Here is a 19,307-nt window from a genome sequence, read left to right as displayed (position 1 = left end):
TTTTACAACACTTTTTGGGGGGGGTGGGTTGGGGGGGGGGGGGGGGGGGCCCCGCGCCCCCCCCCCCCCCCCCCCACCACCGGTTCGTCACCACCGGTTCGTCACCACCGGTCCGTCACCGACGGCCTGTTAGAACACCTTGTCGACGAAGGTTCCGTTCATGCCGGACAGCACGTCGGAGGGCTTCCTCACCTGGAACGGGGCCCGCCAGTCGCCGCTGCCCGGGTGGACGTAGAACGTGTTGTCCGGCCCGTAGGCGTACACGTCCGGGCGGCCGTCCATGGTGGCGTCGCCGATGCCGACGATGTGGGTGTACTGGTTCCAGCCCGCGCCGACCTTGGTGCGGGCGGCGAAGGTGCCGTCGCCCTTGCCGAGGTACAGCCAGAGGACACCGTTCTTGTCGCGGGCGACGAGGTCTCCGGCGGGTCCGCCCGCGAGGTTTCCGACGGCGGTGATCTTGTTGTAGATGTTCCAGCCGAAGCCGGTCTTCTTCCGGGGTGCGAAGGGGGCGTTGGGGTTTCCGGTGCCCTTGTAGAAGTACAGGTCTCCGGCTTTGTCGACGGCGACGAGGTCGGCGCGTCCGTCGCCGGTCAGGTCGCTGCCTCCGGCGAGTTGGTTGTAGATCCCCCAGCCGCCGCCGATCTTCACGCGCGGGGCGAGGGCCGACTCGCCGTCCAGTCCGGTGCCGGGGTGGAACCACAGGACACCGGCACTGTCGATGCCGATGACGTCGGGCGCCTTCGTCCCGGCGACGTCACCGACGGACTCCACCTGCCGGTAGCCCTGCCAGCCGTAGCCGACGTACCTGCTGCCCTCCGCCTCGACGACCCTGCTCCGCCAGACGTCGTAGGTGGTGTCCACCTTCATCAGGCTGCCGCTGGTGTCGCGGACGAACAGGTCGGGGGTCCCGTTGTCGTTGAAGTCGTGGGCCTTGGGGGAGCGGACGAGCGTGAAGTCGCCGCCGGTCTCCAGGTCCGGGCCGATGCGGTCGTGCGGCTTCGCGGTCAGCTTCCAGGAGTACGCGCCGTTGGGCGCGGGCCTGCCCACCTGACCCTGGAACGGGTCGAGGTCCCCGCGCCACAGGAGGCTGATGGACCGCGACCCCTGGTTGTCGAACCGGTAGGTGAACTTCCGCTCGGTCGCCTTGTGGGTGATCTCCACGGCGTAGTCGAAGCCGTCGTGGGACAGGGTCCAGGACAGGCGCTCCCGGCCGTTCATGGGGTCGAGGTCCACGACGGGGCCGATCGACGTCCCGACCAGCTTCAGCGCGGTGTCCTCGCCGGTGGAGGCGATCAGCGTGGCGGCCGGAACGCCGTCCGCGCCGGTCGCGATCCGGTAGACACCCTCGCCCCGCTCGACCGTGCCGCCCCGGACCAGCAGCGTCCCGTTGGGGCCGGTCTCCAGACTGGTGGCCTTGTCCAGCAGCTTGACCGTGCTGCCGTCGGTGAGCGAACGCGCGGAGAAGGCGGGAGCCGTGCCACGGGTGGTGTACGCGACGAAATCCCCGAGGAGCCCGAGGGGGCCGTCGAGTCCGGTGAGGGCGATCCGGGTGTCGGCGCCGGAGGCCCGGTCGGTCACGACCAGACCGCTCGCGTCCCGCCGGACGGTCTTCGTCGCGGAGAAGGCCGTGCCGTCCTGGCCCGCGTACGGATGGGTGACGGACGCGGTGGCCGAGGCCAGGTCCACCGTCACCGTGGCGTAGTCGCCCCAGGTGCCGGTCTTCTCGTAGGAGAGGAACGCGCTGCCGGGAAGGCCGTCCGCCTCGGTCACGCCACGGATGTCCCCGGGGACGCCGGTCACCTTGCGGTCGGTGAGGACGTCCCCGGCCTTGGTCACCAGATGGAGTTCCTTCGGGTTCCCGCCGAAGCCCACCTCGACGAGGAGCGCGGAGCCGTACAGGCCCACCATCTTGTAGGAGCCCCCCAGGGCGCGCAGGTCGAAGCGGACCGGGGCCGTACCGGCGGGCGCGGACATGTCGTGCAGCTGGACGACCCGGTAGTCGTAGGAGTCGGCCACGGCCACCATGTCGGAGACGAGCGCGTTGCCCACCGAGGGACCGCTGCTGTACGCCTCGGAGAGCAGGGTCGAGGTGCCGTCCGGCCGGTACCAGCGGTACTCGTAGCCGTACTGGCCCTCCGAGTTGTAGTGCTCGGTCTTGCCCAGGAATCCGCTCGGGCCCGCGCCGGTCACCTGGGTCCCGGCCGGGATCTTCGGCACGGCCTGCGCCTTCGCGGCCGGTGCCGCCGCCGCCCCGGCCGCTCTCGCCTGTGGCTCCGCGACAGCGGCGGGAGCGGTCGCCAGCGCGGTGGCGGCGAGGACGGTGGTGATCGCGGCGGCGAGGGCCCGCCGGGCCGTACCAGAGGTCACGTTCTTCTCCTCCGAAAGGGTCGAACGACTCGCACACCTGCGCGAGTCGTTCGTTCAGACAGGCGACCCCGGGAAAAGGTTGTGCGGGAAACGCTCCCGAAGGGTCAGGACACCGCGTTGAACTTGGTCCCCTCGCCCTGGTACAGCGTCGTCGCCGTCCGGGAGAACGGCGCCGACACCGAGCCCGTGCCCCGGTAGACGTACGTACCGCCGGAGCCGTACGCCAGCAGGTCGGCCCGTCCGTCGTCGTCCGCGTCGCCCATGCCGACGAGCTGGGAGAAGGCGCCCCAGCCCGAGCCGACCCGGACGCGCGGCGCGAACGTGCCGTCCCCCTTGCCGAGGAACAGCCACAGCACGCCCGCCGTGTCCCGGGCGACCAGGTCCCCGGCCGCCCCTCCCGCCACGTTCCCGACCGCCGCGATCTGGTCGTACGCGTTGTAGCCGCTCGCCGCGAGCTTCACCCGGCCCGCGAAGGGCGCCTTCCAGTCGCCGGTGGCCCGGTACGCCCACAGCGCGCCCGCCGTGTCCACCGCGACCAGGTCCGGCCGCCCGTCACCCGTCAGGTCCGAGCCCGCCGCGACCTTCGTGTAGACGCCCCAGCCCGCGCCGACCTTGGTGCGGGCCGCGAAGGTGCCGTCCCCCTTGCCGAGGAAGCTCCACAGCACCCCGGCGGTGTCCCGGGCGACGAAGTCCGCCGCCGGACCGCCCGCCAGGTTCCCGGCCGCCTCGATCAGGCCGTACGCCTGGAAGCCCGTACCGATCTTCGTCCGGCCCGCCGTCCGCAACACACCCTCCGTGTACCCGTCCTGGGTGTCGTCCCGCCACAGCGTCCCCGACGCGTCCCGGGCCAGCAGGTCGGCCGTGCCGTTGTCGGTGTGGTCGTGGGCGTTCGCCGTGCGGGCCAGCCGGGTCGTCCCCGACGCGGTCCCGGGGGTCCCGATGCCGCTGAGCGGGGTGGCGGTGGCCTCCCAGACGTAGCCGCCGTTCGCGGCGGGCCTGCCGTTGTCGAGGACGCCGTTCCAGGTCAGCTCGGCCGACGTGGAGGCCGTCGTCAGCGTCCGCCGGAACGAGGTCCCGTTCGCGGTGTGCCGGAAGACGACGTCCAGCCGCACGTTCGGCCGGGACACCGACCACGCCATGCGCACCGGGGTCCGGTCGAGGTGGTCTCCGGACAGGAGCGCCGGGACGTCGTGCCCGGTGAACGCCACCGAGGTCCCCGTGCCCGTGCTCACCTCCAGGGAGGTCCTGAGCGTGCCGTCGTACGCGGAGACCCGGTACAGCCCCTCGCCCTGGCCGAGGGTCCCGCCCCGCACCAGGAGCGTCCCGTCGGGACCGGTCGCCGCGCTCGTCAGATGGTCCAGGAGCGTGGTCGTGGCGCCCGTCACCACATTGCGGGCGGTCAGCGCGTGCAGCGGGTCCGGGGCGTCGGCCCCGGCGCCGCCGGGCCGCCCGTACAGCACCCAGTCACCGATGATCCCGGCGATGACCGGGGGCGTCCCGCCCCGGCCCAGGGGGAAGCGCTGTTCCGGGGCGGGGCCGGGCGCGATCCGGTCGACGCCCAGGGTGTACGTGCCGTCGGCCGTGTGCTCGGTCCACGCCGTGTACGTCTCCGACAGGAAGCCGCTGGAGGTGTCGTCCCAGCGCCCGGCGGACCGGATGTAGTCGTAGACCGCGCCGCCCAGGTGGACGGTCCGGAAGGAGGAAGGACCGCCGCCGCTGTCGGTGTCCTGCGTGCCCAGCACGAAGGGGTTGCCCATCGCCGAGCGGGTGCCGCCGAAGACCCTGAAGGAGGTGTCCCGGTAGCCGTACGAGATCTTGGCCTTCGAGGTCACCCCGTTGATCCGCTGGAGCCGGTACAGCTGCTGGTAGCCGAAGCTCGGCACCGACACGTACAGCGCCGTACCGGCGACACCGACGACCGTGGCGCCGGAGCCCAGCTCCCGCACGGGTTCGAGCGTCGACTGCTGACGGGACACCATGTCGAGGACGGTGTACCGGCCCCGCCCGTCGGTCGTCACCACGACGTCGAGACCCGTGTCGTACCCCCGGACGCCCGGCACGGCCTCGCCGCCGCTCCCGTCGAACCTCGTCCAGGTGAGCGTGGCCGAACCCGCGCCGTCCGGCCGCGAGGTGAGGAAACCCGTGCTGCCGGTACTGACGATCCGGGCGTCGTCGGGCAGCACGACCCCGGCGGCGGAGGTGGGGGCGGCGGCCGGGACCGCGACGGGCGCGGCGGTCGCCGCCGGAGCGGTGACGAGGGTCGCCGTGACGGCCGTGACCGTGCCGAGGGCGAGGACGGCGGCGGTGAGCCCCCGGCCGGAGGCGCGGGTGCGGGCGGGCGCGGGTGTGCGGTTCACAGGTCTCTTCCTGAAGGCGGGGCGGCGAAGGAGGGTGCTGTGCGGGGTCCACGGGACGCGCGTCCCGTACGGAGGTACGGGACGCGCGGTGCCTCGTGCGTCGGAAGACGGTCCAGGAGGCGGTTCAGGAGGCGGTCCAGGAGGCGGTTCGGAAGACGGTTCGGGAGGCGGTTCGGGAGGCGGCTCAGAAGACGGTGTCGAACCGGGCCGCGTCGGAGTTCACCGAGGAGTAGACGGGCGGCTGGAACGGAGCGGCGGCGTTTCCGGTGCCCGCGTAGAGGCGCGAGCCGGAGGGCCCGACGGCGTACAGGTCGTTGCGTCCGTCCCGGTCGGCGTCGCCGACCCCCACGAGATGGGTGAAGGCCCCCCACCCGGCGCCGATCCGCACCCGGGCGGCGAACTGCCCGGTGCCGGAACCCTGGAACAGCCAGAGCACCCCGGCGGTGTCCCGGGCCACCAGATCGCCCCGGGACGTACCGGCGACGTCACCGAGCGCGGTGATCTGGTTGTACCCGCCCCACCCGGCGCCGACCCGGACCCGGCCCGCGAACGGGGCCCGCCAGTCGCCGGTGGCACGGTAGTACCAGAGGACACCGGAGGTGTCGGTGGCGAGGAGGTCGGACCGGCCGTCCCCGTCGAGGTCGCTGCCGCCGGTGATCTTGTCGTACGCCTTCCAGCCCGCGCCGACCCTCGTCCGGGCGGCGAAGGTGCCGTCGCCCTTGCCGAGATGGCTCCAGAGCACCCCGGCGGAGTCCCGGGCGACGAGGTCCGGCGCCGTACCGCCCGCGACGTCGCCGACGGCCTCCAGCCGGTCGTAGATCCCCCAGCCGACGCCGATCCGCACCCGCCCGGTGGAGTACACCTCGTGCGAACCGGCCACCTTCACCGTGTCGTCGCGGACGAGCTGCCCCGAGGCGTCGCGCGCCAGCAGGTCCGGGCTGCCGTTGCCGGTGTAGTCGTGCGCGCCGGTCTTCCGGGCGACCTTGAAGGTGCCGGTCCGCGTGAGCTGCGGCCCGATGCCGTTGAGCGGTACGGCCTTCAGCTCCCAGGTGTAGTCACCGGCGGGCGCGAAGCCGCCCAGGTCACCGGGGTTCGCGCTGACCAGGCCGTCCCAGGCGAAGGTGAGCCTGCTCGCCGCGCCGAGCTGCTGGTACGAGAAGGACCGCTCCGCCTTCCGGCCGGTGGCCGTGTGGCGCAGGGTCACCGTGCCGGAGGCGTTGGACCGGGACAGGTCCCAGGTGAGGACGGCCCGGCCGCCGTTCGCGTCGAGGTCGGCCACGGCCGGGACCCCGGCGGAGAGCAGGTCGAGCCGGGTCGGCGTGCCCGTACCGGCGACGAGCGTGGCGACCGGCCTGCCGTCGGCGCCCGGAGCGACCCGGAAGACGCCCTCGCCCCGCGCGAGCGAGCCGCCGCGCACGAGCAGCGAGCCGTCGGGAGCCGGGGCGGTCGAGTCGACGTGGTCGAGGAGCCTGAGCGTGCCGCCGCCGGTGAGGGAGCGGGCGGTCAGCGGGTGGAACACGGACGGACGGTCGGAGCCGCCGCCGCCCTTCAGCGCGTACGCGGCCCAGTCGCCCATCAGCGCCAGATCGAGCTGGGTCCCCGCGGGCGAGGCCCCGAGCGGCACCGAGGACGGCCCGCCGCCGCCGCGCGGGACCGTGACGAGCTGCGGCGAGGTCCCGGCCGGGTTGGCGATCCAGGAGATCAGGGTGTCCGAGAGGAACACCCCGGTCCTGGGCTGGGTGGTGCCGGTGGACACGGTCTCGACGACCCGGCCCGTCGCCAGGTCCACGACCGCGAGGTGGTGGGTGGTCTCGGAGCCGGTGCCCCGCGCGTACTGGAGGAGCGCCGTGTCCTCGGTGGTCGCCGCGACCCGCTGGATCCGCGCGTCGACGGGCAGGGCCACGTCACGGGTGGTGGGCGAGGTGCTCCAGCCGGAAGGAGCGCTCATCAGGAGCACGTCCAGGACGCCGTTGTGGTCGCGGTACGACATGACCAGCGTCTTCCCGGCGACCCCCGCGAGGCCGTACCGGCTGTCGCCGTAGTTCAGGCTCACCGGGGCGGAGCCCGGGACGGACATGTCGTGGAGGGTGAAACCGCTCCGGGTCTCCTCGCGCTCGACGACGGTGTCGGACCGCCCGCCGGAGAACACGGCCCCGGGACCCAGGACCCGGGAGGTCCCGTCCAGATAGCTCGTCCACCGGTACTCCGGCACGTCACCGACGGTCCGGTAGCCCAGGAAGCCCGTCGTGCCCGCGCTGACGAGATGGACGTCGTCCGGGACGGTGATGCCGGCGGAAGGGGCCTGCGGCGCGCCGACGGGGGCGGTGACCGGCGCCGCACCGGCGGGCGGGGCCAGGAGGCCCGCGCCGAGGGTGACGGCGAGGACGGCGGTGACGGAGACGCCGAGACGGCGTCGGGCGGTGCGTGCTGCGGACAAGGTCTTCCCCCACGAGATCCCAACGGCGTCGCGAACATGCGTGCGCCACTCGGTGAGACATCCGAACCGGTCCGGTGGTTGTAGGCGACTGGCCGAAAAGATCACAGAAATCGCCCCACGAGCCCCACGAGCAACCGGAGTTGACCCATCCGCACGCCCCCCAGCGGCGAACACGCAGGTCACAGCCGTGACGCCTCCGCGCGGGCCGGAGCCGTATGGAACAGTCCCAGCCATCCGCGTCGGACGCCGAGCCCGGCGGGTCCCGTCCCCGTCAGGCGCGACCCTCGGAGGGTCCCGCGCGATCGGGCGCCGCCCCCGGCAGGTCCCGTGCGGTCAGGCGTCGCCCCGGCGTTCCAGGACGCCCCGGACGTATCCCGCCTGACCCGCGTGCTGGAGGGTGTCCGCGAGCACCGACACCAGCCGTACCCCGAGGGTCACCGGCGGGTTCCAGGCCGTGTCCACGACCCGTCCCAGATCCGCGTTCGTCACCGTGCCCACCAGCTCCGCCGTCCGCGCGTGCACCGCGTCCTGGTAGCCGAGCAGCAGCTCGCCCGGCACCCGCACCGACCCCACCTGGGCGCTCGTCTGCCCGTAGCCGGTCGCCCCCGCGGGGAACGGCAGCCCGAACCGCTGCCGCCAGCCGTCCTGCACCCACGACTGCTCCGTGCCGAACGCCCCCGCCAGATGATCGTCCTGCACCCGGGTGAGGTGCCAGACGAGCCAGGCGATCGAGTTGGCGTCCGGATCGGTCCGCGCGGCGAGCACGTCCTCACCGAGGCCCTCCACGGCCTCGTGGACGGCCTCCCGCACCCGCCCGAACGCATCGACCAGCAGACCGGCGCTGTTCATGGGGACTCCCTGGGGATCGGAGGGAACGCTCGACGGCCCGGCGGGGCGCGTACGGGGGCTCAGGACCGCCCCGCCCGCCACCGCCGGATCTCCGCCTCGACGTCGAACGGCTTCAGGTTCAGCGGGGGACCGGCCGGAGGCCGTCGCAGGGCCTCCTCGATCCGGATGTTGATCTTCCCGAGGATCCGGCGCACCTGGCTCTCCGAGACGGCCGAGGCCACCTCCGCCCGCGCGTCCTCGGCGGCCTTGCGCAGGGCCAGGGCGGGCGGCAGCACGGCCGCACCCTCCCGGTGCATCTTGCCCTTGATCCACCACAGCTCGTCGTACGGCGCCGAGTCGGCGGGAAGGGGCTTCCCGAAACCGGGCAGCGCCCGGAACTCACCGCGCTCCGCGGCCTCGCGGATCTGCTTGTCCACGAACGACTCGAAGCTGACACCGGGCGGTTTGCGATCGGTCATGCCTCCAGACTACGGAGGCACCCTCCCGCGCGCCCGGAAAAGGGCAGGAGCCCCGCTCGTGCCCTTGCGGACACGGAGCGGGGCTCCTTGGGTACTGCTCTAGTCGTGCGGTTCGCCGACCCGGGCAACTAGGCCGGGGAGACGTTCTCCGCCTGCGGGCCCTTGGGGCCCTGCGTGACGTCGAACGTCACGGGCTGGTTCTCCTCGAGCGAACGGAAACCGTTCGCGTTGATCGCGGAGTAGTGGACGAAGACATCCGGGCCGCCGCCGTCCTGGGCGATGAAGCCGAAGCCCTTTTCAGCGTTGAACCACTTGACGGTTCCGGTAGCCATAAGCCCTCCTTGGGCCAAAGGGTTGCCCTGCTCCAGAACCTGAAACAAGTCTGAAAACTACAAAAGCCTGCGGGTCACATGCTCCGCAGGCTCTGTACTGCAAGGGAAACCAAACTGCAACTTGCGTCGAGCCTAGCACGCAGGGTCCTTGAGGGCATAGAGGGGAAGATCACGTCACTCGCATGTTTGATCTCGCTCCGTGTGCTGACGCGCGTGCCCCGGCGATGCCCACGGGACGAGACGGGTCTAGCCTCACGATGTGGACAACGCAACCGACGAGCAGCAGCGCAGCCGGCCCCGCGTCGGGCACATCCAGTTCCTGAACTGTCTCCCCCTCTACTGGGGTCTGGCCAGAACCGGAACCCTCCTGGATCTGGAGCTCACCAAGGACACCCCGGAGAAGCTCAGCGAGCGGCTCGTCCGCGGCGACCTGGACATCGGGCCCATCACCCTCGTCGAGTACCTCCGCAACGCGGACCGGCTCGTCGCCCTCCCCGACATCGCCGTCGGCTGCGACGGACCCGTCATGTCCTGCGTGATCGTCTCCCAGCGGCCCCTGGAGGAGCTGGACGGGGCGCGCGTGGCGCTCGGCTCCACCTCCCGCACGTCCGTACGCCTCGCGCAGCTCCTGCTCGCCGAGCGGTTCGGCGTGGCGCCCCGCTACTTCAGCTGCCCGCCGGACCTCGGCCTGATGATGCAGGAGGCGGAGGCCGCCGTCCTCATCGGTGACGCCGCGCTCCGCGCCTCCCTGCACGACGCCCCCCGGCTCGGCCTCCAGGTCCACGACCTGGGGCAGATGTGGAAGGACTGGACGGGTCTGCCGTTCGTCTTCGCCGTCTGGGCGGCCCGCGAGGACTACCTGGCCCGCGAGCCGGAGACCGTCCACGAGGTGCACCGGGCCTTCCTGGCCTCGCGCGACCTCTCCCTCGAAGAGGTCGCCAAGGTCGCCGAACAGGCCGCCCGCTGGGAGTCCTTCGACGCGGAGCTCCTGGAGCGGTACTTCCGCACCCTCGACTTCCGCTTCGGCCCCGAGCAGCTCGCCGGGGTCCGCGAGTTCGCCCGCAGGACCGGCCCCACCACCGGCTTCCCGGCGGACGTCGCCGTCGCACTCCTGCCGCCGCCCGAGCGGCACTGACCGCCCACGACGAGGGACGACGACCGGGCCCGCGACCGGGCCCGCGACCGGGCCCGCGACCGGGCCGCTGGCGTGGCCGCGACGAACGGCCACGACCGGCCACGACCGGTCATGTGCCGGTCGCAGGTCCGTCGTGGGGCGACCCTCGCCCCTCCGCTCCCGCCCCGACCCGCCCCGGCTCACGCCCGGTCGGGCTCACGCCCGGTCCGGCACCGGGGGCTGGAGCTGCTCGCTGATCCACTCGATGCTGCTGTCCTCAAGGCCCCGCAGATAGCTGTGGGCGTCGTGCCCGCCGTCCTGGACGACGAGCAGCCTGCTCTTCAGCGGCCCCTTCATGTGCGTCCGGACGAACCGCCGCACCCCCGGCCCGATCCCGGTCTCCCGCGAGCCCAGCTGGAACGCCAGGTACAGCTCGTTCCCCGGCACGTCGGGCCGCCGCGCCAAGGCGTCCGCGAGCCGCCCGGGGTCGTTCGCGAGCCGCTCCGCCTCGTGCCCCCGCCACAGCGGCGAGTCCGGCACCAGGTCGGGCCCCGACGCGATCACCGCCTTGAACCGGTCCGGATGCTGGAGCACCGTCTTCAGCCCCACGAACCCCCCCGACGACGACCCCATGACGGCCCAGCCGTCCCGCGAGGCGAACGTCCGGAAATTGGCCCGGACGAAATCCGGTACGTCCTCCGCGATCCAGCTGCCCATTTTCGGCTGCCCCGGGATGTCGCTGCCGTCGTAGTACTGCCGGGCGTCCGGATTGAGGACCGGCATCACCACGATGAACGGCAGGCTCTTCCCCTCCCGGGACCACCGCGAGATGTCGGACTGGAGTCCGAGATCCGTCCCCATCCAGTAATTCACCGGATACCCGTGGCCGCCCGGCAGCGCCATCAGGACCGGAAAGCCGCTGTGCGCGTACCGGGGGTCGTCGTACTGCGGCGGCGCCCACACCCACACCTGGCCGGTGAACCCCGACTTCCGGCCGGTGACCGTCGCCACCCCCACGCTCGTGCCGTCGCCGATCTCCCCGGTCGACGTGAACCGGGCGCGCGGCCCCTTCGGGTACACCGTCACCGGATCCCCGGGAGCCGCCCGGGGTCCCGAGGACGCGGAGTCGAAGACCAGCGGCTCGGGACGGCCGTCGTCGCAGCCGCCGAGCAGGGACAGCGGGAGGGCCAGCGCCAGCACCGCGAGCAGGGAGCGGACGGCGGCGGACGGACGGGACCTCAGGGGCGGGTGTGCCGACGTACGTGTCATCGCGCGACTCCGTTTCCTTCGGGGCAGATCGGACGATTCCGAAGGAGGAGAGGGCATCCGGGGCGCGGAGGTTGCCCCGTTCCGTCCGGACTCGCACGACGGGCCCAGCCCGGCCCCCGGCCCCGTACGACGGGACGCGCGCCCCGGCCCCGGGGTCCGTACGGCGATGCCCGCGCTCCGGCCCCCGGCCCCGTACGGCGATGCCCGCGCCCCCGGACCCCGGACGCGCGCGGCGGAGCCCGCCGGAGCCCGCGCGGGGCGCTGGCGTACGCTGGTTCGGTCCGTCCAGAACCCCTCCGAAAGGGACGCACCCGGTGACCGAGAAGGCCGAACTGCAGTCCGTTCTCGACCGCGCCGCCGCCGGTGGCCGGATCACCCCCGAGGAGGCGCTCGACCTCTACCGCTCCGCGCCGCTGCACGCCCTCGGCGCCGCCGCCGACGCCGTGCGCCGCCGCCGGTACGCGGGGACCGAGCACATCGCGACGTACATCATCGAGCGGAACATCAACTACACGAACGTCTGCGTGACGGCGTGCAAGTTCTGCGCCTTCTACGCCGCCCCCAAGGACACGAAGAAGGGCTGGACCCGCGACCTCGACGACATCCTGCGCCGCTGCGCGGAGACCGTCGAGCTGGGCGGCACCCAGATCATGTTCCAGGGCGGCCACCACCCGGACTACGGCGTCGAGTACTACGAGCACCACTTCGCCGCCATCAAGAAGGACTTCCCGCAGCTGGTCATCCACTCCCTCGGCGCGTCCGAGGTCGACCACATGGCCCGGATCAGCGGCGTCTCCGTCGAGGAGGCGATCACCCGCATCCACGCGGCCGGCCTCGACTCCTTCGCGGGCGCGGGCGCCGAGCTGCTGCCCGAGCGGCCCCGCAAGGCCATCGCCCCCCTCAAGGAGAGCGGCGAGCGCTGGCTGGAGATCATGGAGATCGCCCACGGTCTCGGCGTCGAGTCCACCTCCACCATGCTCATGGGCACCGGCGAGACCAACGCCGAGCGGATCGAGCACCTGCGCATGATCCGTGACGTCCAGGACCGGACGGGCGGCTTCCGCGCCTTCATCCCGTACACGTACCAGCCCGAGAACAACCACCTCAAGGGCCGTACGCAGGCCACCCTCTTCGAGTACCTGCGCATGATCGCCATCGCCCGGCTGTTCTTCGACAACATCGCCCACATCCAGGGCTCCTGGCTGACCACCGGCAAGGAGGTCGGCCAGCTCTCCCTGCACTACGGCGCCGACGACCTCGGCTCGATCATGCTGGAGGAGAACGTCGTCTCCTCCGCCGGTGCCCGGCACCGCTCCAACCGCCTGGAGATCATCGACCTGATCCGCAAGGCGGGCCGCGTCCCGGCCCAGCGCGCCACCACGTACGAGCACCTCGTCGTCCACGACGACCCGGCGGACGACCCGGTCGACGAGCGCGTCGCCTCGCACATCTCGTCCGTGGCCATCGAGGGCGGCACCGCCCACCCCGAACTGAAGCTCCTCGACGCCCGCTGACACCGACGTGCTGACGATCCACCGCGTCCGGGGCGTGCGCCCCGCAGAGGACGTGCCCGGCACCGAGTACGCCGGGCACGCCGTCGTCGTCGAGGGCGCCCTGCTCGCCGCGATCGGCCCGTACGAGGAACTCCTCGCCGGGTACGGGGAGCGGGCCCGGGTCCGCGAGTGGGACGGGGTCCTCACCCCCGGGCGCCACGAACCCGACGCGGTCGCCCTCCTGGAGTCCGCCTACTGGCCCGACCCCCGCGAGGCGGAGGACCTCGGCACCGACCCCCTCACCGGCGCCGCCCTCACCGCCCTCGGCATGACCGACACCCGCTGGGGCGCCAGCGCCCGGCGCGGCGTCCAGCGGCTCCTCGCCACCGGGACGACCCGCCTCGCGGGACCCTTCACCCACCCCCAGGTCCGTACGGCCGTGGCCCGCTCGGGCCTGCGCGTCACCGCCCCCGGCCCGGCCCCCCGCCTCCTCCTCCCCGGCGCCCCCGCCGACTTCGCGGTCCTCGCCGAGGACGGCACCTGCCTGGCCACCGCCCTCGACGGCCGCCTGGTCCACCGACGACGCTGACCCCCTCGGGCCGCGCCCCTCTTGGTCGTGCCCCTCTGGGTCGTACCCCCCTTCCCCGGGCCCCTCGGCCCCCTCGGACCCCCGCTCGGCCGAGCCCCCCCCGGGCCCGGCCGAGCCCCCTCCCCCCGGCCGAGCCGCCCCCCGGCGGCTCAGCCGCCCAGGACCGGTGCGCCCTTCCGCTGCACCGGATGCTCGTCCGCGTACTCCAGGAGTTCCGTGAAGCGCGGATCGCGCACCACGGCCAGCAACTGCCCGGGGGTCACCGGCGCCGACGCCGTGGCCGCCGGGTCCACCGACAGCAGGGCCTGGCTCTGCCCGTACCGGGTGACGACCATCGCCCCCAGCGTCTCCGCCCGGTTCACGGCCGTCCCGTACACGTGCGCGGTCCGGCCGCCCCCCAGCACGGCCGTCTCACAGGTCGTCCGCTTCGCGGGGACGTCCGCGCACACCGGGAGCGACTCGCCCGGCGCGGGCCGTACGGACAGCTTCACCGGGAAGACCGTGCCGCCCGCCGTGATCCGGTAGTCCGACACCGCCCCCGCCACCGGCCTGACCTCCGTCACCGACACCGGGAGCAGCTCGTCCAGCAGCGCCGACACCTGCTGCTGGAACTCGTCCCGCCGCTCGGCCTCCGCCGCCGGGACCTCCTCCGGCGCGGGCTGTCCCGGCGTCGGCCGGACCTCCACGGGCGGGTGGTACGCCGAGGGGAACGCGGCGGGCGGCGCGGCGGGCACCGCCACTCCCGCGCTCCCCCCGGGGAACAGGGACACCCCCAGCACGGCGGCGGTCGCCGTGCCGAAGACCCCGCCCGCGACGGCGAACCGGGCCCGCGCCCGGCGCCTGTGGCCCAGCCGCACCGCGACCGGCGCCAGATCGGGCAGGGGAGGAAGCTCGTCGGCCGTGCGGTCCATGGCACGGCGGAGCATCGTGACGTCGTCCACTAGGGCCTCAGCTTCCGATGGCGTGGTGGTGGAGGTGGGGATCGGCGGCGTACAGATGGGGCTCGCCGAGGTGCTCGCGGAGCCGGGCCAGCGAGCGCGAACACTGGCTCCTGACCGTCGCCTCGCTGCAGCGCAGGAGCGAGGCGACGGTCTCCACACTCAGGTCCTCCCAGTACCTCAGGACGACCATGGCGCGGGCCCTGGGCGGAAGCTCGGCGAGCGCGGCGAGCAGCGTGACCCGGAGGTCGGGCTGCTCGGCGGCCCGCGCCGGGCCGAGCCCGCCGGTCTTGGTGAAGGCGAGCAGATCGCGCAGCCGCCGCCGCCGCTCCGCCAGGAACGTGCGGGTGAGCACGGTCTTGGCGTACGCGTGCGGATGCTCCGCGGCAGCCGCCCGCCGCCAGTGCTGGAAGAGCTTGGCGAGGGTGGTCTGGGTCAGGTCGCGGGCGGTCTCCGCGTCCCCGCACAGGAGGTACGCGGTGCGGTACAGCCGCGTCTGCGCGGAACGGGCGAACTCCTCGAACCCGGCCTCCGTGCCAAGCGGTGACGGCATCTCGCTCCCTTCGTCAGCACTGTCACCCTTCCCTGAGCGCGCCCGCGCCGAAAAGGCTGAAGCGCTCCGGCGGAAAATTCTCCGGGCACCGGGGCCGGTCCCCGCCCGCCCGGGGGGCGGCTGCCACAATGGCCCGGTGAGCCGAGCATCCCTGGAAAAGCAGCCGCACGAAGTCGCCTCGATGTTCGACGCCGTGGCGGCGAACTACGACCTCACCAACGACGTGCTCTCCCTCGGGCAGGACCGCCGCTGGCGCAGAGAGGTCGCCAAGGCGGTCGACGCGCGGCCCGCGCAGAAGGTCCTCGACCTGGCGGCAGGGACGGCGACCTCCTCGCAGCCCTTCGTGCGGGCGGGCGCGTACGTCGTCCCCTGCGACTTCTCCCTCGGGATGCTGCGGGTCGGCAAGCGGAACCACCCGTGGATGCCGTTCACCGCGGGCGACGGGGCGAAGCTCCCGTTCCGCGACGACGTGTTCGACGCCGTCACCATCTCCTTCGGGCTGCGGAACATCCAGGACACCGGCGCCGCGCTGCGCGAGCTGCACCGGGTGACGAAGCCCGGCGGCCGGGTCGTCATCTGCGAGTTCTCACACCCCACCTGGGCGCCCTTCCGGACCGTCTACGAGGAGTACCTGATGCGCGCGCTGCCGACGGTGGCCCGTGCCGTCTCCTCCAACCCCGACGCGTACGTGTACCTCGCCGAGTCCATCCAGTCCTGGCCGGACCAGTCCGCGCTCGCGGGCCTGCTCACCGAGGCGGGCTGGTCGAAGGTCGCCCACCGGAACCTGTCGGGCGGCATCGTCGCCCTGCACCGGGGTTTCAAGGACTGAGCCCGGCCCGCCGGACCCCCGCAATAGACTTCCACCAGCCCTTCCTCGACCTTCCGGGAGAACCGCCGTGACCGAGCAGCCCCTCTCCGAGCACAGCGCCGATGTGATCGTCGTCGGGGCGGGCCCGGCCGGTTCCACCACGGCGTACTACCTGGCCAAGGCCGGACTCGACGTCCTCCTCCTGGAGAAGACCGCGTTCCCCCGCGAGAAGGTCTGCGGCGACGGCCTCACCCCCCGCGCCACCAAGCAGCTCGTGGCCATGGGCATCGACATCTCCGAAGAGGCCGGCTGGCTGCGGAACAAGGGCCTGCGGATCATCGGCGGCGGGATGCGCCTGGAGCTGGACTGGCCGGAACTGGCCTCGTACCCGGACTACGGGCTCGTCCGCAAGCGCGACGACTTCGACGAGCAGCTCGCCCAGCAGGCGCAGAAGGCGGGCGCCCGGCTGTACGAGCGGTGCAACGTGGGCGCCCCGGTCATCGACGACCGCACCGGCCGGATCACCGGCGTCCACGCCAAGCTCGGCGAGGAGAAGCGCGAGGTCACCTTCCACGCGCCGCTCGTCGTCGCCGCCGACGGCAACTCCACCCGGCTCTCCGTCGCCATGGGCCTGCACCGGCGCGAGGACCGCCCGATGGGCGTCGCCGTCCGCACGTACTTCACCACCCCCCGGCACGAGGACGACTACCTGGAGTCCTGGCTGGAGCTGTGGGACCGGCGCGGCCCGCAGGACCGCCTCCTGCCCGGCTACGGCTGGGTCTTCGGCATGGGCGACGGCACCTCCAACGTCGGCCTCGGCATCCTCAACTCCTCCAACGCCTTCCGCGAGCTGGACTGGCGCGAGGTCCTCAAGGCGTGGTGCGCCTCCATGCCGGAGGACTGGGGCTTCACCCCGGAGAACATGACGACCCCGATCCGGGGCGCCGCCCTCCCGATGGCCTTCAACCGCCAGCCGCACTACACCCGGGGCCTCCTCCTCGTCGGTGACGCGGGCGGTCTGGTCAACCCCTTCAACGGCGAGGGCATCGCGTACGCCATGGAGTCCGGCCAGATCGCGGCCGACGTCATCGTGCAGGCGCACGCCCGCACCACCCCCGCCCAGCGCGAGCTGGCCCTGCGGAACTACCCGCAGATCCTCAAGGACACCTACGGCGGGTACTACACGCTGGGCCGCGCCTTCGTGAAGCTCATCGGCAACCCGAAGGTCATGAAGATCGCAGCCCAGCGCGGTCTGACGCACCCCCTGCTGATGAAGTTCACCCTGAAGATGCTGGCGAACCTGACCGATCCGACGGGCGGTGACGCGATGGACCGCGTCATCAACGGCCTGTCGAAGGTGGCGCCGAAGGCGTGAGCGCCGTCAGGCGCAGCGGGCGGCGAGCCGGGGAGTCACCGGGCCGCCGCGCGCCGCGAGGGCGCGCGGCTCCGCCGTCCGCTCCTCGTGGAGGTCGTGCAGACAGAGACGGCACGGCCAGACCATCTCGGTGAAGAGGGCCAGCAGATGGAGCTGGGCGCGCGAGAGCCCGCCCAGCTTCTCCCGCATGTTGGTGACGTGGAACTTGACGGTGCGCTCGGTGATGCCGAGGTGCTCGGCGAGGTCCGTGTTGGACTCGCCGCCGGGCATCGCGGACAGCACCTCGATCTCCCGTTCCGTCAGGGAGTCGAGGTGGCGCAGGGCGGCGGTGACGGGATTGATCCGGGCGGACCGGGAGTCGGCCCCCACGGTCTCGGGACCGCAGTACGGGCATCGACGAAGCATGTGTCTCCCCCCAGAGACGGCGTTCGCTGGACGGGAACCGACCGGCATGGTTCCTCATGGGAACGGTAACCGGATCGCGTCACGGAACATTGCCCCTCAGCGGGAGCCGGGACGTCCCTGAGACACCCCGGTGGCCGGAAAGAGCCCCTGCCGCCGGGTGGTCCGGGAGCGGGGGCGGCGCCCCGGACCGTGCCCCGCCGATCAGCCGGCGAGCGTGGCGGCGAGCTTCAGACGCTCGTCCAGCTCGCTCTTCGCCTGGTTCAGCGCCTCCGCGTTCTGCTCGACGCCCCGCTTCTGGTAGGCGCTCTCGACGGTGTACCAGACGCCGACGAGGTTGGCCCGTTCCTTGCAGGCGACATCCTGCCGCGCGGCGGCCACGGCCCGCGGGCTCCCGTAGCCGTTGGGGTCGAGGCCCAGGTCGCTCTGCGGGCTGACGGGCTCGTCGACCTCGTAGCCCTTCTCCGCCATGCAGGCGGACCACGCCTTCACCGCGGCGACGACCCGGGAGTCCTCGCGGGAGCGGGAGTTGGCGTCCATCACCAGATTGGTGACGAACATGCTGTCCAGGGCGCCCTTCTTCGGCGCGTACACCGTGAGGTAGCCCTCGCGCAGGCAGCCGCCGACGGGGACCTTCCGCCCGGCGACGCTCTTCCCGCTGTCCTTGGCCCGGGACTCCTCCAGGCTCATCGGCTGGGCGCCCTTGAACTCGGGGCCGTTCAGGGCGAGCCTGCCGGTCGCGCCGAGCGTCCGGGCGGCCGGTTTGGCGGGCGGCAGGGCGCCCCGGTTGGGGACGTAGCCGTAGCGGGCCGCCTGCGCCGCGTCGGTGAGCCCGTAACGGCGGGAGTTCCCGGCGCCGCCTGCCGGGGAGGGCGTCACGGGCAGTTCGTACGTGAACCCGAAGCGGCTCATGCAGTCGCTCGTCACCCGGGACTGGGCCTGCTCCAGCTTGCGCCGCTGCTCGTCGGTGGTCGCGTAGCCGTCGAGCGGGAACGAGAGCCCGGTCGTCGAGAGCAGCCGGGGGACCGTGCCGATCGCGGGCTCCCGCGCGGAACCGCCGCCGTCGTCACCGGACCCGGACGAGCAGGCGGCGAGGAGCGCGGCGCTCAGCAGGAGGACGGTCGCGCGGGCGGCGAAGGGGCGCATGGGTGCTCCAGGGGCGGGTGCGTGTCTACCATGGGGGCAGCCGTTGCTCTGCCCGCCTCTTTCGGGCGGAGCAACGGCTGCCTGGGCGGTGCGTGCGCCGGGCCCGGAGGCCGTTCCGGCGGTTCAGCGGTGGCGCGGACCCTCAGCACCTTCAGGAATCTCAGGACCTTCAGGAACCTCAGGACCTTCAGGAATCTCAGGGCCGACCGGTCTCGCGGTGGTGCGGACCGTCAGGATCAACGGGCCTTGTAGTGGTACGCGGACGAGATCTTGTTCTTGAAGTTCGAGGACGCGTCGCCGAGGTAACCGGGCGGCAGGCTTCCCTCGACGCCGCCCGCGTAGGCGTCGGTGTAGACCCACCAGGTCAGGGAGTCGGCGTTCCAGTACGACGCGGTGTTGTCGTTCACCTTCTGGCCGGCGCCGTTGCCCGGACCCGGGAACCAGTCGTCGTCGAAGTTGTCGTCCGCGATGTAGAGGTCGAAGACGGCGCCGCCCTGGCCGGAGTTGTAGAACAGGCCGAACTCGCCGGTCTCCAGGGAGCCGTTCTTGGTGGTGGCCGAGGCCGAGCCCGCGGTGGCGAGCGCGCCCGCGCCGAGGGCGGCGAGCGCGACGGCCGTGGCGGCCACGCGACGGAGTGCAGTGCGCTGCATGTCGATGCCTTTCCCGTAGTTGCTGGTGCGATCGAAGCGGCCCGGAGCGGGCCGGGTCCATACGAACACCAGCAACTCCCCTCGGGCTACTGTCCGTTGAGACAGTTACCGGTGCGAGGGCGCCGGGATATCCTCGGCGGTGTCGAGGCATCCGTCGGGTGCCCGGCCCT

17 protein-coding genes are annotated in these 19,307 nt (G+C 72.7%); 5 read left to right on the top strand and 12 right to left on the bottom strand.

Annotated features, from left to right (window positions below):
• Nucleotides 1-129 precede the first annotated feature (129 nt).
• From ACFXGN_RS26490 to ACFXGN_RS26465, 6 genes are all read right to left on the bottom strand, one after another.
• Nucleotides 130-2,367, bottom strand: a complete 2,238-nt coding sequence (locus ACFXGN_RS26490) for an FG-GAP-like repeat-containing protein (RefSeq protein ID WP_384863902.1) — start codon at nucleotides 2,365-2,367, stop codon at nucleotides 130-132.
• A 104-nt stretch (nucleotides 2,368-2,471) separates the two neighbouring features.
• Nucleotides 2,472-4,724, bottom strand: a complete 2,253-nt coding sequence (locus tag ACFXGN_RS26485) for an FG-GAP repeat domain-containing protein (RefSeq protein ID WP_384863899.1) — start codon at nucleotides 4,722-4,724, stop codon at nucleotides 2,472-2,474.
• A gap of 184 nt (nucleotides 4,725-4,908) precedes the next feature.
• Nucleotides 4,909-7,161, bottom strand: coding sequence for an FG-GAP repeat domain-containing protein (locus tag ACFXGN_RS26480; protein WP_384863896.1), 2,253 nt, complete (start codon nucleotides 7,159-7,161; stop codon nucleotides 4,909-4,911).
• A 333-nt stretch (nucleotides 7,162-7,494) separates the two neighbouring features.
• Nucleotides 7,495-8,010, bottom strand: coding sequence for a DUF664 domain-containing protein (locus ACFXGN_RS26475; protein ID WP_384863893.1), 516 nt, complete (start codon nucleotides 8,008-8,010; stop codon nucleotides 7,495-7,497).
• Nucleotides 8,011-8,069: 59 nt separating this feature from the next.
• A complete protein-coding gene (locus tag ACFXGN_RS26470; protein ID WP_384863890.1) occupies nucleotides 8,070-8,468 on the bottom strand; it encodes a DUF1992 domain-containing protein in 399 nt (132 codons plus the stop codon).
• A gap of 128 nt (nucleotides 8,469-8,596) precedes the next feature.
• The gene (locus ACFXGN_RS26465; RefSeq protein WP_351781037.1) at nucleotides 8,597-8,800 is read right to left on the bottom strand and encodes a cold-shock protein; all 204 of its coding nucleotides are present in this window, start codon (nucleotides 8,798-8,800) and stop codon (nucleotides 8,597-8,599) included.
• Between the two features lie 259 nt (nucleotides 8,801-9,059).
• Between ACFXGN_RS26465 and ACFXGN_RS26460 the strand changes: the two genes are divergently transcribed.
• Nucleotides 9,060-9,935, top strand: a complete 876-nt coding sequence (locus ACFXGN_RS26460; RefSeq protein ID WP_384863887.1) for a menaquinone biosynthetic enzyme MqnA/MqnD family protein — start codon at nucleotides 9,060-9,062, stop codon at nucleotides 9,933-9,935.
• Between the two features lie 195 nt (nucleotides 9,936-10,130).
• Here the strand turns inward: ACFXGN_RS26460 and ACFXGN_RS26455 are convergent, their stop codons facing one another.
• Complete coding sequence (locus ACFXGN_RS26455) at nucleotides 10,131-11,183, bottom strand: alpha/beta hydrolase (protein ID WP_384863884.1); 1,053 nt, start codon at nucleotides 11,181-11,183, stop codon at nucleotides 10,131-10,133.
• 314 nt (nucleotides 11,184-11,497) lie between these two features.
• On the opposite strand from ACFXGN_RS26455, the gene mqnC reads away from it, so the two are divergent.
• Nucleotides 11,498-12,697 (top strand): cyclic dehypoxanthinyl futalosine synthase, encoded by a 1,200-nt coding sequence (gene mqnC / locus ACFXGN_RS26450; RefSeq protein WP_384863881.1) that lies wholly within the window; start codon nucleotides 11,498-11,500, stop codon nucleotides 12,695-12,697.
• Between the two features lie 7 nt (nucleotides 12,698-12,704).
• Nucleotides 12,705-13,265, top strand: a complete 561-nt coding sequence (locus tag ACFXGN_RS26445) for a hypothetical protein (RefSeq protein ID WP_384863878.1) — start codon at nucleotides 12,705-12,707, stop codon at nucleotides 13,263-13,265.
• Nucleotides 13,266-13,414: 149 nt separating this feature from the next.
• On the opposite strand, the gene ACFXGN_RS26440 is transcribed toward ACFXGN_RS26445, so the two are convergent.
• Nucleotides 13,415-14,206, bottom strand: a complete 792-nt coding sequence (locus ACFXGN_RS26440; RefSeq protein ID WP_384863875.1) for a hypothetical protein — start codon at nucleotides 14,204-14,206, stop codon at nucleotides 13,415-13,417.
• A gap of 7 nt (nucleotides 14,207-14,213) precedes the next feature.
• A complete protein-coding gene (locus tag ACFXGN_RS26435; RefSeq protein ID WP_384863872.1) occupies nucleotides 14,214-14,756 on the bottom strand; it encodes a SigE family RNA polymerase sigma factor in 543 nt (180 codons plus the stop codon).
• A 136-nt stretch (nucleotides 14,757-14,892) separates the two neighbouring features.
• Here ACFXGN_RS26435 and ACFXGN_RS26430 point away from each other — a divergent pair, with 136 nt between their 5' ends.
• Nucleotides 14,893-15,585, top strand: a complete 693-nt coding sequence (locus tag ACFXGN_RS26430) for a demethylmenaquinone methyltransferase (RefSeq protein WP_384863869.1) — start codon at nucleotides 14,893-14,895, stop codon at nucleotides 15,583-15,585.
• A gap of 67 nt (nucleotides 15,586-15,652) precedes the next feature.
• The gene (locus ACFXGN_RS26425) at nucleotides 15,653-16,939 is read left to right on the top strand and encodes a geranylgeranyl reductase family protein (protein ID WP_384863866.1); all 1,287 of its coding nucleotides are present in this window, start codon (nucleotides 15,653-15,655) and stop codon (nucleotides 16,937-16,939) included.
• Between the two features lie 6 nt (nucleotides 16,940-16,945).
• Here ACFXGN_RS26425 and ACFXGN_RS26420 read toward each other — a convergent pair whose 3' ends face one another.
• The 3 genes from ACFXGN_RS26420 to ACFXGN_RS26410 form a co-directional block, all read right to left on the bottom strand.
• Nucleotides 16,946-17,344: a helix-turn-helix transcriptional regulator gene (locus tag ACFXGN_RS26420; protein WP_384863862.1), complete on the bottom strand. Its 399-nt coding sequence runs from the start codon at nucleotides 17,342-17,344 to the stop codon at nucleotides 16,946-16,948.
• Between the two features lie 201 nt (nucleotides 17,345-17,545).
• Nucleotides 17,546-18,487: a hypothetical protein gene (locus tag ACFXGN_RS26415; protein ID WP_384863859.1), complete on the bottom strand. Its 942-nt coding sequence runs from the start codon at nucleotides 18,485-18,487 to the stop codon at nucleotides 17,546-17,548.
• Between the two features lie 236 nt (nucleotides 18,488-18,723).
• Nucleotides 18,724-19,206 carry a peptidase inhibitor family I36 protein gene (locus ACFXGN_RS26410; RefSeq protein WP_384863856.1) on the bottom strand — a complete coding sequence of 161 codons (483 nt, stop codon included), beginning with the start codon at nucleotides 19,204-19,206 and terminating at the stop codon, nucleotides 18,724-18,726.
• Nucleotides 19,207-19,307: the final 101 nt, after the last annotated feature.

The sequence above is a fragment of the Streptomyces sp. NPDC059247 genome (assembly GCF_042754005.1).
GTDB lineage: Bacteria > Actinomycetota > Actinomycetes > Streptomycetales > Streptomycetaceae > Streptomyces.
This window is presented reverse-complemented; position numbering and strand designations above follow the sequence as displayed.

Excerpts from the sequence above, each read along its gene's own strand:
- ACFXGN_RS26475 (WP_384863893.1), bottom strand. The coding sequence starts at position 8,010 with ATGAACAGCGCCGGTCTGCTGGTCGATGCGTTCGGGCGGGTGCGGGAG.
- ACFXGN_RS26470 (WP_384863890.1), bottom strand. The coding sequence starts at position 8,468 with ATGACCGATCGCAAACCGCCCGGTGTCAGCTTCGAGTCGTTCGTGGAC.
- ACFXGN_RS26465 (WP_351781037.1), bottom strand. The coding sequence starts at position 8,800 with ATGGCTACCGGAACCGTCAAGTGGTTCAACGCTGAAAAGGGCTTCGGC.
- ACFXGN_RS26455 (WP_384863884.1), bottom strand. The coding sequence starts at position 11,183 with ATGACACGTACGTCGGCACACCCGCCCCTGAGGTCCCGTCCGTCCGCC.
- ACFXGN_RS26435 (WP_384863872.1), bottom strand. The coding sequence starts at position 14,756 with ATGCCGTCACCGCTTGGCACGGAGGCCGGGTTCGAGGAGTTCGCCCGT.
- ACFXGN_RS26420 (WP_384863862.1), bottom strand. The coding sequence starts at position 17,344 with ATGCTTCGTCGATGCCCGTACTGCGGTCCCGAGACCGTGGGGGCCGAC.
- ACFXGN_RS26415 (WP_384863859.1), bottom strand. The coding sequence starts at position 18,487 with ATGCGCCCCTTCGCCGCCCGCGCGACCGTCCTCCTGCTGAGCGCCGCG.